Raw genomic sequence first — 11,120 nt, forward strand, 5'->3', positions numbered from 1 at the left:
GCCTGCTATAGCCCCGCTCCCTTTGCGCTAGCTGAACGCGCTGTTATCTGAGGTTCATCTTCGCCGGGGCTGGCCCGCCCGCACCGAGCCGCTATGACCGGGCCGATGCGCCTCGCCCTCCCGCTTTCCGTCCTCCTGATGCTGACGGCCACGTCTTCGGGGCGCGAGCCCCGCGCGGTCCTGGGCGAGCGGCCGGAGATGCATGCCACGCCGGTGCCGCTCGACGCGAGCGACCCCGCGCGCCGGCAGGTGGGCGCGCTCACCTGGCTGGGCGGGCTGGTGCTGACGAGCCCCGATCCGGCGTTCGGCGGCTTTTCCGCGATGCGTGTGGCGGGTGACCGTTTCACCTTGCTCAGCGACGGCGGCAATATCGTCGATTTCCGCATGGGGCCGGACCTACGCCCGCGCGACGTGCGCTTCGCCGATCTTCCCGGGCCCGGCACCGGCGCGATCAAGCGGCATCGCGATTCGGAATCGCTCACCTGGGATCCCGGAACCGGGCGCGCCTGGGTGGGCTTCGAGAATCGCAACGCGATCTGGCGCTACGATTCGAGCCTCACGCATGCGGAGCGCAACGTGCGGCCCGCCGCGATGCATGACTGGCCGATCGCGGGCGGTCCCGAGGCGATGGTCCGGCTCGCGAACGGGCAGTTCATCGTGTTCAGCGAGACCGCGCGTCCCAAGGGCAGGCGCGACGCGCGGGTCGTGTTGCGCTTTGCGGGCGACCCCACCGACACGCGCCGCCCGCCGCTGGCCTTCGCTTATGTCCCGCCCGACGGCTACGACCCGACCGACGTCGCCGAGCTTCCCGACGGCAGGTTGCTGGTGCTCAACCGTCGCCTGTCGATCCCGGCGCTGTTCACCGCCAAGCTGAGCGTGATCGACGTGCGCGGCGTCCCCGCCGGCGGAATCGTCCGGGGCGCGGAGATCGCCAGCTTCGCGCGACCGCTGCTGCACGACAATTTCGAGGCGCTCGCCGTCACCCGCGAAGGCGCGGACACGATCGTGTGGATCGCCTCGGACGACAATCGCGAGTTCTGGGAGCAGTCGCTGCTGCTCAAGTTCCGGCTGGACCTGCGGGGCCGGGAGCCCGGGCAAGCGAAAAGCCCGCCCCCCGCGAAGGGAACGGGCTGACGCCAAACGCCGAAAGCGTTGTTAGGCCGCGGCCTTCTCGGTCGACGCCTTGCGCACTTCGCGCTTCAGGCGGCGCGCACGCAGCGAGAGATCGTCGTCGCTGGTCTTGAGCAGCCAGTTGTCGAGACCGCCGACATGCTCGACCGAGCGCAGGCCGTGCGTCGAGACGCGCAGGCGGATGCTGCGGCCCAGCGTGTCCGACATCAGCGTCACGTTCTGCAAATTGGGCAGAAAGGTGCGCTTGGTCTTGTTGTTGGCGTGGGAGACGTTGTGTCCCACCTGCCGGCCCTTGCCGGTCAGCTCGCAAATGCGCGACATCGCTTTAAATCCTGGTTCTTGGCGTAAGCCGGAAAGGCCGCGCCGATAGCGGGAATGGCCGGGTGCGTCAACCGATTCGCCGATCAATCGCCCGCAGCCCACGCAACCCCCATGGCTCCTCGGGCGTTATTACGCAAACGATTCGATTGGAGAGAGGAAGACGATGCGTGCAATCCTGGTGCTGATCGGGCTCATCGCCCTCGGAGTCGTGGCGCTGATGGCGTTCGGCATGCTGCGGATCACCCAGCGGCAGGGCGCGAGCCTGCCGACGGTCACGCTGAAGGCCGAGGGCGGCCAATTGCCCAAATACAGCGCCGAGACGGGCAGCGTCGGGATCGGGAACACCGCGAAGACCGTCGAGGTGCCCACGGTGGAGATGAAGAACGCGACCGTGGTCCTGCCGACGGTCGAAGTGAAGCAGGCTCCGGGCGCCTCGCCTACGCCTGCGGCGAAGTGATGCACGCGGGGCGAATCGCAGCGGCGGTGCTGCTGCCGCCGCTCGGCGTCTATCTGGCGCGCGGGCCGGGGTGGGAGTTCCTGGTCGCGTGTGGGCTGACGGTGCTGGGTTTCGTGCCGGGGGTCGCCTTCGCGCTGTGGGCGGTACTGCGGGAGGAGCGCACGCTGGCGACCGCCTAGCGGATGATCTTCTAGCTCCAGCCGTCATCCCCGCGAAAGCGGGGACCCATCTCCGGCGTGCGCAGCGAAATAACACGGCTGTTGCATGCTGCAGGAAGTGCGGGAGATGGGCCCCCGCTTTCGCGGGGGTGACGAATGGGTGGTGGACCAGTAATCCACCTGCCATGTTCCCCCTCCCCGAACCGATGCGCGCCGCGCTCGATGCCGCGCGGGATGCGGCGCAGGCCGGCGAGGTGCCTGTGGGCGCCGCCGTGGTGCGCGCCGGCGAGATCGTCGCGGTCGCCGCCAACGCCCCGCGCGCGCTGCGCGACCCCACCGCGCATGCCGAGATGCTCGCGATCCGCGAGGCGGCGCGCATCCTCGGCCGCGAGCGGCTCGAAGATTGCGATCTCTGGGTGACGCTCGAGCCCTGCGCGATGTGCGCGGGGGCGATCGCGCATGCCCGGATCGCGCGGCTCTATTACGGCGCGAGCGATCCCAAGGGCGGGGCGGTGGAGCACGGCCCGCGCTTCTTCGCGCAGCCGACCTGCCACCACCGCCCCGAACTCTACACCGGCATCGGCGAGGCCGAGGCCGGTGCGCTGCTGAGGGATTTCTTCCGGGAGCGGCGTTAGCCGACATCCTGCTGGGTGATCGGCACGAGCTTGATCTCGACGCGCCGGTTGGCGGCCTTGCCTTCCTCGGTGTCGTTGCTCGCGATCGGCTGGGTCTCGCCGAAGCCGCGCGTGCCGAGCCGGGCGCTCTGGACGCCGCGCGTCGTCAGATAGTCGGCGACCGCGGTCGCGCGGCGCTGCGAGAGGCTGAGATTATAGCTGTCGCTGCCGGTCGAATCGGTGTGGCCGTACACGTCGACATAGGTCTGGTTGTACTGGCGGAGCACGTCCGCGACCTGATCGAGAGTGTTGCGGAACTGCGGCTGGATGCTCGCCTCGTTGGTCGCGAAAGTGATCCCCGAGGGCATGTTGAGCACCAGATCGTCGCCCTGGCGGATCACGCGGACGTCGGTGCCCGCGGTGCGGCGGCGCAGCTCCTGCTCCTGGCGATCCATGTAGGCGCCGATCCCCGCGCCCGCGAGGCCGCCGATGCCTGCGCCGATGATCTTCTCGGTGCGGTCGTTGCGGCCGCCGACGAGATCGCCGAACAGATAGCCGCCGACGACGCCGATCCCGCCGCCGATCGCGGCCTTGGATACGCGCCGCTCGCCGGTCACCGGATCGGTGACGCACGCGGCGGTCAGCATGGTCGCGGCGAGCGCGGCTGCGATAAGTCCATTTCTGGCGATGCCCATTTCTTCCTCCCGATTGGAACAGCGTAGGGCGAGGAAAACCCGTCGCCGCGCCAACTTGTTCCGCCTGCGCATCGAAGTTCGGCGAACAGGCGGTTGTAGAGCGGCGCCCAGTGCGGATATGGAGGTCACCGCAATATGCCTGCACCCTTCCCCTGGATCGACGTCGCGATCATCCTCGTGCTGATCGCCGTGAACGGCATCTTTTCGATGTCGGAGCTGGCGATCGTCTCCGCGCGCACGGCGCGGCTCGAGGCGATGGCGCGGACCCATCGCGGTGCCGCGACCGCGATTCGGCTCGCCGCCGATCCGGGCAAGTTCCTCTCGACCGTCCAGATCGGCATCACGCTGATCGGCATCGTCGCCGGCGCCTATTCGGGCGCGAGCCTGGGCACGCCGGTGGCCGAGCGGCTGCAGGGCCTCGGGCTCCCCGCCGACACCGCGCAGACCCTGGGCATCGCGCTGGTGATCGCGCTCACCACCTATGCCTCGCTGGTGGTCGGCGAGCTGGTTCCCAAGCAGTTCGCGCTGCGCTCGCCCGAGCCGATCGCCGCGGTGATGGCGATCCCGATGCTCTGGCTCAGCAAGGCGACCGCGCCGGTGGTGTGGCTGCTCGACAAATCGAGCGCGCTGATCTTCCGCCTCGTCGGGCTCAACCGCGAATCGGAGAACCGCGTCACTGCCGAGGAGCTCCACCTGATCGTCGCCGAAGCGAGCAAGTCGGGCGTGATCGAGGAGCATGAGCGCTCGATCATCTCGGGCGTGGTGCGGCTGGCCGATCGGCCGGTGCGCGAGGTCATGACGCCGCGCACCGATGTCGACTGGCTCGACGTGGATCTCGACGCGGCGGGCATCCGCGACGCGCTGCTGGCGACCCCGCGCACGCGGCTGCCGGTGGCGGAGGGATCGGTCGATTCGGTGATCGGCGTGGTCCAGGCGCGCGACATCGCCGCGGCGCTCTTCCGCGGCGAGTCGCTCGATCTGCGCCGGCTGATGCGGCCCGCGCCGGTGCTTCCCGACCAGGTCGACGCGATGGACGCGCTCGGCGCGCTGCGCCGCGCCGAGGTGCCGATGGGGCTCGTCCATGACGAATATGGCCATTTCGAAGGCATCGTGACGCCCGCCAACCTGCTCGCGGCGATCGCGGGCGACTTCGCTTCGGACGTGGAGCCCGGCGACACGCCGAGCCTGATCGTGCGCGAGGACGGCTCGCTGCTCGTCTCGGGCCAGATGCCCGCAGACGCGCTCGCCGAACGTCTCGGCATCGACCTGCCCGAGGACCGCGACTACGCCACCGTCGCCGGCCTGGCGCTGGCGGTGCTCAAGCACCTGCCCGAGGAAGGCGAGGTGTTCGCCGAACAGGGCTGGCGCTTCGAGATCGTCGACATGGACGGGCGGAAGATCGACAAGCTGCTGGTGCGCGAAGGGCGGTAGACCAACTCCGTTCGCCCTGAGCTTGTCGAAGGGCCGTTCTTACTTCACCTGAAAGAAAGAAGAACGGTGCTTCGACAAGCTCAGCACGAACGGACGAAGCAATCCGTCAGAGCTTCCCGAACACCGCCTCGTAGCCCGCCTGGTCGCCGCGGGCGAGGAAGCCGGCCTGCTCGATCCAGCGGTCGCGGTGGATGCGGCCCTGGAAGGTGCCGAGCTGCGCGTCGAGCGCTTCGGCCTCCTCGGGCGTGAGTGCGGCGATCTGGGCGAAGCTGGTGACGCCCAGCGCGTTCAGCCGCTCGGCGAGCTTCGGGCCGACGCCCTTCATGCGCGTGAGTTCGTCGGCACCGGGTGCGGCAGGCACCGGTTCGGAGGCAGCGAGCGAGGCGGGCGATGCGTCGAGCGGCGCGGCCGCGGCGATCGGTTCATCGGCCAGGGGTGCGGGTTCGGGGGCCGGCTCGGGTTCCGGCACCGCAGGCGGCGCCATGACCGGGGCCGAGGCGACCGGGGGCGGCGGGCTCGCCGCGACGCGCTGCTCGGGCTGCGTGCCGTCGCTGAGCTCGCCGCGCGCCTCGAGCTCCTGGCGCGCCTGCTGCCGGCGTCTGGCGAGCCGCGTGCCCCAGGCGAGGACGAACAGCGCGAAGAGGACGCCGAGCCCGATCAGCACGAAGGACAATGTGAGCCATACGGGTCCGCCGTCGATCAGCGAGCCGCCGGTCTGCCAAGCCGTGTCGTTCATCTGGTCCGCCTCCGACGCCGTGCAGTCACGCGCATTCGCAACTGCATAGCGCCGGATTCCTCAGCGTCCAGCGGGGTTCAGTCGCTCGAGGCGACCGAGCCGCGGCCATTGTCGGCGAGCCGCACCAGCCGGGCGAACTCGCTGCGCCAGTAATTGTCCGAAGTGCCCGCCAGCGCGGCGATGTCGCGATAGCCGTAGCCGTTCAGATATTTGTCGCCGCGCAGCCGCTGCCCGAAGGCGGCGACCGACGTGACGAAGGCCATGTCGCCGCGCGGCATCTCCGCGCTGCGCACCAGCCCGGCGGGAACGGCTCGCTCGATCAGCTTCGACGTCGCCTGCCCGGGCAGCTTGTAGCGGAGCTTGACGTAGGCGAGTTCGTTGCCGGTCGACGGCGCCGCGGCGGGCCGGTTGCCTTCGTAGCGCCGCTCGGACGTCCAGCCGGCGGCGCCCGCGGGCACCACCTCGTAAAGCGCGGTCACCTGGTGCCCGGCGCCGATGTCGCCGGCATCGACTGCGTCGTTGGCGAAATCTTCCTCGGCGAGCGCGCGGTTCTCATAGCCGATCAGACGATACTGGCTGACCTGCGCCGGATTGAACTCGACCTGGACCTTGACGTCCTTGGCGATGGTGAAGAGCGTCGCCGAGAGCTCGTCGTCGAGGACCTTCTGCGCCTCCATCGCGCTGTCGATATAGGCGTAGTTGCCGTTGCCGACGTCGGCGATGCGCTCCATCATCGCTTCGTTGTAATTGCCCGAGCCGAAGCCGAGCGTGGTCAGCGTGATGCCGTCGTCGCGGTTCTTCTTGACCAGCTCTTCCAGCACCTTGTTGTCGCTGATCCCGACGTTGAAGTCGCCGTCGGTGGCGAGGAAGATGCGGTTGATCCCGCCCTCCAGATAATTGGCGCGCGCCACCGAATAAGCGAGCTTGATGCCCTCGCCGCCGGCCGTGGAGCCGCCCGCGTCGAGGCAGTCGAGCGCGGCCTTCACATATTCCTTCTTGTAGGTGGGTTCGAGCACCACCCCCGCCGCGCCGGCATAGACGACGATCGAGACGCGGTCCTTCGGGGTCAGCCGGTCGGCGAGCATCGTCAGCGCGCGCTTGACCAGCGGCAGTTTATCCTCGTCCGACATCGATCCGGAGACGTCGACGAGGAAGACGAGATTGGCAGGCGGGCGCCCCTCGGCGTTCACGTCATATCCGCGCAGGCCGATGCGGAGCAGTCGCGTGTCGGGGTTCCACGGCGTCTTCGCCACGTCGGTGGTGATGCTGAACGGCGCCTCGCGCGAATCCGGGCGCGGATAATCGTAGCGGAAATAGTTGATCATCTCCTCGGTGCGCACCGCTGCCGAGGGCACGTCCTGCCCCTGTGTCAGGAAGCGGCGGACATTGGCATAGGCGCCGGTGTCGACATCGACCGAGAAGGTGGAGACGGGATTGGTGAGTACCTGCTGGATCGATGCGACTTCCTTGCCGTCATAGCGCTCGGTGTTGCCGGGCGCGCCATAGGGCGCCGCTTTCACCGCGACACCCGGGACGCGGCGGAGGGCTTGCCCGGTGACGATCGCCTCGGTGGCCGGCGGCGCGACGCTCAGCATCGGCGCGGGAGCGGGTGGGGCGGACGGCGGCGGGGGCGCAGGCATGGGCGGAGGTGCCGGCATGTAGGTGGTAGACGGCGCAAAGCTCCTCACGCTCGGCTCGGGATGCGCCCGCTCGCGCACGCAGCGTACCGGCGAGTGCCGGTCCTGCGTGGCGGCGGCCGGAGGCGCCTTCGGCAGGGGCGGCGGGGCGGCGGAAGTGAGCAGGACGGCGGAACAACCGAGCATCAACGCGGAACGTGGCATGTGACTCTCCCCATGGTTGCCGGCCGCTTGCGGGGCCGTCGGCATGTTGTTGCTTTTCTGCGATGACCCGCAGATGAACAGTGATGATATTCTATATCATCACTTGCGCAAGCCCCCCGGGAACGGGCAAGCAAAAGGGCCGGAGGATCGCTCCCCCGGCCCTTCGCTGTCTCTCTGGCGTCCTCAGTGCGTGCCGGGCACTTCGGGCTTGAGCTCTTCATAGGCCTCGTGCTCGGGCACATCGACCACGCCGCGGCCGACATGGCTCATGCGACGGCTATAGGTGAAATAGACGACCAATCCGATCGCCGCCCAGCCGAGGAAGAGACGGATCGTCTCCCACGACAGGCTGATGAACAGATAGGCGCAGCCCGCGATTGCGATCGGTGCGGTGAGGTAGATCGCCGGAGTGCGGAACGGACGGCGGCGGCCCGGATCGGTGCGGCGCAGCACCATCACAGCGATCGAGACCGCGGCGAAGGCGAACAGCGTGCCCGAGTTCGAGATGTCGGCGAGCTTGCCCACCGGGAAGAAGGCCGCGAACAGCGCCACGAAGATGCCCGTCAGGATCGTGATGACGTGCGGCGTGTGGAACTTCGGATGGACCTTGGAGAGGACGGCGGGGAGCAGCCCGTCGCGGCTCATCACGAAGAAGATGCGGGTCTGGCCGAACATCATCATCAGGATGACCGAGGGGAGCGCGATGCCGGCGGCGAGGCCGATCAGATTGCCGATCTGCGGCCAGCCGATCGAGCGCAAGGTCCAGGCCAGCGCTTCCTTCGAGCAGACCACCGCGGCGTCGTTGATCCCGGCGCAGCGCTCGGCGAGCTCGGGGCTGCCCGGTGCCAGTCCGGCGCCGGCGGCGTCGGTCAGCGGCTGGGTGCCGACGGTGCCGATCACGCCGGCGGCGACGAGCAGGTAGAAGATCGTGCAGATGCCGAGCGAGCCGATCAGGCCGATCGGCATGTTGCGCTGCGGGTTCTTGGTTTCCTCGGCGGCGGTCGAGACCGCGTCGAAGCCGACATAGGCGAAGAAGATCGATGCCGCGGCAGCCGATACGCCGGCGAAGCCGAGCGGCATGAACGGCGTGAAATTCTCCATGTTCATCACCGGCACCGCCAGCAGGATGAACAGCGACAGCGCCGTCACCTTGACGCCGACCAGGATCGCATTGACCGTCGCGCTCTCCTTGGTGCCGATCACCAGCAGCCAGGTGACGAGACCTGCGATCGCCATCGCGGGCAGGTTGACGATGCCGCCGTCATAGGGGCCGCGCACCAGCATGTCGGGTATGTCGAGTTGGAAGGCGTTCTCGATCAGCCCGACGACATAGCCGGACCAGCCGACCGACACCGCGCCCGCGGCGACGGCATATTCGAGGATCAATGCCCATCCAACCATCCACGCGATGAGCTCGCCCATCACGGCATAGCTATAGGTGTAGGCGGAGCCCGAGACCGGCACCATCGCTGCCATCTCCGCATAGCAGAGCGCCGCCACGGCGCAGACCACGCCGGCGATCACGAACGAAAGCATCATGCCCGGCCCGGCCTTTTGCGCGGCCTCGGCGGTGAGCACGAAGATGCCGGTGCCGATCACCGCGCCGATGCCGAGCATCGTCAGCTGGAAGGCGCCGAGCGATCGGTGGAGCGATTTCTTCTCGGCTGTCGCGAGAATGGCGTCGAGTGGTTTTACGCGCCCGAATATCATTGAGTGGTCCCCTTCGCGGCGCCGGTTCGCGCCGCCCCGTAATTGGAAAGGCGCGAGCCTAGCCGCAAAAGCAGCATGCGCAATCCCTTAGTGAACGCTCAGCGCGCCAGCATTGGTCCCAGCGGGCGGCCGGCGAAGATGTGGACGTGGAGATGCGGCACCTCCTGGTGCGAATCAGGTCCCGTGTTGGCGAGCAGCCGGTAGCCGGGTGCGACCATCCCCGCCTCGCGCGCGACCTTGCCCACTGCGCGGACGAATCCCGCGATCTCGGCGTCCGAACCCCTGGCCGAGAAATCGTCCCAGCTGACATAGGGGCCCTTGGGGATCACCAGGATGTGGTGCGGCGCCTGCGGATTGATGTCGTGGAAGGCGAGGGCGAATTCGTCCTCGTATACCTTGTTCGACGGGATCTCGCCGCGGAGGATTTTCGCGAAGACGTTCTGGTCGTCATAGGGCTTGGTGGCGTCGATGGGCATGGGGGTCTCCTTTGCATCGGGACATACCAAACCGTCATCCCGGCGAAAGCCGGGATCCAGGGCCGCAAGCGACACGGCAGAGAAACTCTGGACCCCGGCCTTCGCCGGGGTGACGCTCAGTTGGTGCGGCCGGCCTTTTCATCGATGCCCGACACGCCTTCGCGGCGGGCGAGTTCGGCGCGGACGTCGTCGAGGCTGAGCCCTGCATCGGCGAGCAGTACCGCGAGGTGGAAGATCAGATCGGCCGCCTCGCTGGTGAGCGCGGCCTTGTCGTCCTCGATCGCGGCGATCACCGTCTCCACGGCTTCCTCGCCGAGCTTCTGCGCGATCTTGGCGCGGCCCTTCGCGGTGAGCCGCGCGACATAGGAGCTTGCCGGATCGCCGGCGCGGCGTTCGCGGATCACGGCTTCGAGCGCGTCGAGGGAGTCTGCCATGCCGCTCCGGCTGCGGGAGCGGCGCGCGCCTGTCAATCCTTGGGCGCGTCGCGGCGGAAGCGCGCACGCAGCCGGCTGCGCACGAACCATACGCCGAATGCCGCGCAGGCGAACAGCGCGAGGTCCGAAAGCTCGGGCATCGAGCGCGAACCCGCGACGCCGCTGTGCGGCGCGGCGGCGAAAGAGGGGGCGGCGATCAGCAGGGCGAGCGCGATGCGGAGCATGGGACGGGCTTACGGCGCAAAGGTTAGCAAGCCGTCAGCTACGCACCGGAATCCCCGCCGCCGCCAGCGCGGCGTGCGCCTCGGCGATGCTCGCCTCGCCGAAATGGAAGATCGATGCCGCGAGCACTGCCGAGGCATGGCCGTCGCGGATGCCCTCGACGAGGTGCTGGAGGTTGCCGACGCCGCCCGACGCCACCACGGGCACGGTCACCTGGTCGGCGATCGTCCGGATCAGCGCGAGGTCGTAGCCGTCGCGCGTGCCGTCGCGGTCCATCGACGTGACGAGCAGTTCGCCCGCGCCCAGTTCGGCGAGCCGCAGCGCATGCGCGACCGCGTCGATCCCCGTCTCGCGGCGGCCGCCATGGGTGAAGACTTCCCAGCGCCCCTCGGCGACCCTGCGCGCGTCGACCGAGGCGACGACGCACTGGCTGCCCATCCGATCGGCGATCTCGGCCACGACCTCGGGACGCGACACCGCCGCCGAATTGACCGCGACCTTGTCGGCACCCGCGAGCAGCAGCGCGCGCGCATCCTCGACGCCGCGCACCCCGCCGCCGACGGTGAGCGGCATGAAGCAGACCTCGGCGGTGCGGCGGACGACGTCGACCATCGTGCCCCGGCCCTCATGGCTCGCGCCGATGTCGAGGAAGCAGAGCTCGTCGGCGCCCGCGGCGTCATAAGCGCGCGCCTGCTCGACCGGATCGCCGGCGTCGACCAGGTCGACGAAGTTGACGCCCTTGACGACGCGGCCACCCGCGACGTCGAGGCAGGGGATCACGCGGGCTCGGACGGTCATGTTCTAAGCCCCTCCCCTTCAGGGGAGGGGTTGGGGGTGGGGCCTGTCCGCGGGCGTTGCGCAAGCGGCACGGGCGCCCCCCACCACCCCCCCACC

14 protein-coding genes are annotated in these 11,120 nt (G+C 68.9%); 5 read left to right on the forward strand and 9 right to left on the reverse strand.

The features are described from left to right. The first annotated feature begins 138 nt into the window (after positions 1-138). Positions 139-1,134, forward strand: a complete 996-nt coding sequence (locus MT490_RS12115; RefSeq protein WP_297387820.1) for an esterase-like activity of phytase family protein — start codon at positions 139-141, stop codon at positions 1,132-1,134. Between the two features lie 21 nt (positions 1,135-1,155). Here MT490_RS12115 and rpmB read toward each other — a convergent pair whose 3' ends face one another. After that, positions 1,156-1,452, reverse strand: coding sequence for a 50S ribosomal protein L28 (gene rpmB / locus MT490_RS12120; RefSeq protein ID WP_297387822.1), 297 nt, complete (start codon positions 1,450-1,452; stop codon positions 1,156-1,158). 163 nt (positions 1,453-1,615) lie between these two features. Between rpmB and MT490_RS12125 the strand changes: the two genes are divergently transcribed. The 3 genes from MT490_RS12125 to MT490_RS12135 all read left to right on the forward strand — a co-directional run bounded on the left by MT490_RS12125 (position 1,616) and on the right by MT490_RS12135 (position 2,702). Next, complete coding sequence (locus MT490_RS12125) at positions 1,616-1,909, forward strand: hypothetical protein (protein WP_297387824.1); 294 nt, start codon at positions 1,616-1,618, stop codon at positions 1,907-1,909. Next, entirely contained in the window at positions 1,909-2,088 is a 180-nt protein-coding gene (locus MT490_RS12130; RefSeq protein WP_297387826.1) for a YqaE/Pmp3 family membrane protein, read from the forward strand. The genes MT490_RS12125 and MT490_RS12130 overlap by 1 nt, the downstream gene beginning before the upstream one ends. A 185-nt stretch (positions 2,089-2,273) precedes the next feature. After that, entirely contained in the window at positions 2,274-2,702 is a 429-nt protein-coding gene (locus tag MT490_RS12135) for a nucleoside deaminase (protein WP_297387863.1), read from the forward strand. Here the strand turns inward: MT490_RS12135 and MT490_RS12140 are convergent. Then, positions 2,699-3,376: an OmpA family protein gene (locus MT490_RS12140; protein WP_297387829.1), complete on the reverse strand. Its 678-nt coding sequence runs from the start codon at positions 3,374-3,376 to the stop codon at positions 2,699-2,701. The two genes, MT490_RS12135 and MT490_RS12140, sit on opposite strands and share 4 nt — an antisense overlap. A gap of 135 nt (positions 3,377-3,511) precedes the next feature. On the opposite strand from MT490_RS12140, the gene MT490_RS12145 reads away from it, so the two are divergent. Next, positions 3,512-4,807 (forward strand): hemolysin family protein, encoded by a 1,296-nt coding sequence (locus MT490_RS12145; RefSeq protein ID WP_297387831.1) that lies wholly within the window; start codon positions 3,512-3,514, stop codon positions 4,805-4,807. Positions 4,808-4,913: 106 nt separating this feature from the next. Here MT490_RS12145 and MT490_RS12150 read toward each other — a convergent pair whose 3' ends face one another. The 7 genes from MT490_RS12150 to hisF form a co-directional block, all read right to left on the reverse strand. Then, positions 4,914-5,543 carry a helix-hairpin-helix domain-containing protein gene (locus MT490_RS12150; protein ID WP_297387834.1) on the reverse strand — a complete coding sequence of 210 codons (630 nt, stop codon included), beginning with the start codon at positions 5,541-5,543 and terminating at the stop codon, positions 4,914-4,916. 77 nt (positions 5,544-5,620) lie between these two features. Next, positions 5,621-7,183, reverse strand: coding sequence for a VWA domain-containing protein (locus MT490_RS12155; RefSeq protein ID WP_297387837.1), 1,563 nt, complete (start codon positions 7,181-7,183; stop codon positions 5,621-5,623). Between the two features lie 384 nt (positions 7,184-7,567). Beyond that, positions 7,568-9,094: an amino acid permease gene (locus MT490_RS12160; protein ID WP_297387839.1), complete on the reverse strand. Its 1,527-nt coding sequence runs from the start codon at positions 9,092-9,094 to the stop codon at positions 7,568-7,570. 98 nt (positions 9,095-9,192) lie between these two features. Then, positions 9,193-9,570, reverse strand: a complete 378-nt coding sequence (locus MT490_RS12165; protein WP_297387842.1) for a histidine triad nucleotide-binding protein — start codon at positions 9,568-9,570, stop codon at positions 9,193-9,195. Between the two features lie 116 nt (positions 9,571-9,686). Beyond that, positions 9,687-10,004, reverse strand: coding sequence for a phosphoribosyl-ATP diphosphatase (locus tag MT490_RS12170; RefSeq protein WP_297387844.1), 318 nt, complete (start codon positions 10,002-10,004; stop codon positions 9,687-9,689). Between the two features lie 32 nt (positions 10,005-10,036). Then, positions 10,037-10,228 carry a hypothetical protein gene (locus tag MT490_RS12175; protein WP_297387847.1) on the reverse strand — a complete coding sequence of 64 codons (192 nt, stop codon included), beginning with the start codon at positions 10,226-10,228 and terminating at the stop codon, positions 10,037-10,039. Positions 10,229-10,262: 34 nt separating this feature from the next. Further along, positions 10,263-11,024: an imidazole glycerol phosphate synthase subunit HisF gene (hisF, locus tag MT490_RS12180; RefSeq protein WP_297387848.1), complete on the reverse strand. Its 762-nt coding sequence runs from the start codon at positions 11,022-11,024 to the stop codon at positions 10,263-10,265. Positions 11,025-11,120: the final 96 nt, after the last annotated feature.

It is taken from the genome of Sphingomonas sp. (assembly GCF_026460985.1).
Taxonomy (GTDB): Bacteria; Pseudomonadota; Alphaproteobacteria; order Sphingomonadales; family Sphingomonadaceae; genus Sphingomonas.

What these genes read in the sequence shown, in the direction of transcription:
- MT490_RS12115 (WP_297387820.1), top strand. Translation starts at nt 139, where the DNA reads ATGCTGACGGCCACGTCTTCGGGGCGCGAGCCCCGCGCGGTCCTGGGC.
- rpmB (WP_297387822.1), bottom strand. Translation starts at nt 1,452, where the DNA reads ATGTCGCGCATTTGCGAGCTGACCGGCAAGGGCCGGCAGGTGGGACAC.
- MT490_RS12125 (WP_297387824.1), top strand. Translation starts at nt 1,616, where the DNA reads ATGCGTGCAATCCTGGTGCTGATCGGGCTCATCGCCCTCGGAGTCGTG.
- MT490_RS12130 (WP_297387826.1), top strand. Translation starts at nt 1,909, where the DNA reads ATGCACGCGGGGCGAATCGCAGCGGCGGTGCTGCTGCCGCCGCTCGGC.
- MT490_RS12135 (WP_297387863.1), top strand. Translation starts at nt 2,274, where the DNA reads ATGCGCGCCGCGCTCGATGCCGCGCGGGATGCGGCGCAGGCCGGCGAG.
- MT490_RS12140 (WP_297387829.1), bottom strand. Translation starts at nt 3,376, where the DNA reads ATGGGCATCGCCAGAAATGGACTTATCGCAGCCGCGCTCGCCGCGACC.
- MT490_RS12145 (WP_297387831.1), top strand. Translation starts at nt 3,512, where the DNA reads ATGCCTGCACCCTTCCCCTGGATCGACGTCGCGATCATCCTCGTGCTG.
- MT490_RS12150 (WP_297387834.1), bottom strand. Translation starts at nt 5,543, where the DNA reads ATGAACGACACGGCTTGGCAGACCGGCGGCTCGCTGATCGACGGCGGA.
- MT490_RS12155 (WP_297387837.1), bottom strand. Translation starts at nt 7,183, where the DNA reads ATGCCTGCGCCCCCGCCGCCGTCCGCCCCACCCGCTCCCGCGCCGATG.
- MT490_RS12160 (WP_297387839.1), bottom strand. Translation starts at nt 9,094, where the DNA reads ATGATATTCGGGCGCGTAAAACCACTCGACGCCATTCTCGCGACAGCC.
- MT490_RS12165 (WP_297387842.1), bottom strand. Translation starts at nt 9,570, where the DNA reads ATGCCCATCGACGCCACCAAGCCCTATGACGACCAGAACGTCTTCGCG.
- MT490_RS12170 (WP_297387844.1), bottom strand. Translation starts at nt 10,004, where the DNA reads ATGGCAGACTCCCTCGACGCGCTCGAAGCCGTGATCCGCGAACGCCGC.
- MT490_RS12175 (WP_297387847.1), bottom strand. Translation starts at nt 10,228, where the DNA reads ATGCTCCGCATCGCGCTCGCCCTGCTGATCGCCGCCCCCTCTTTCGCC.
- hisF (WP_297387848.1), bottom strand. Translation starts at nt 11,024, where the DNA reads ATGACCGTCCGAGCCCGCGTGATCCCCTGCCTCGACGTCGCGGGTGGC.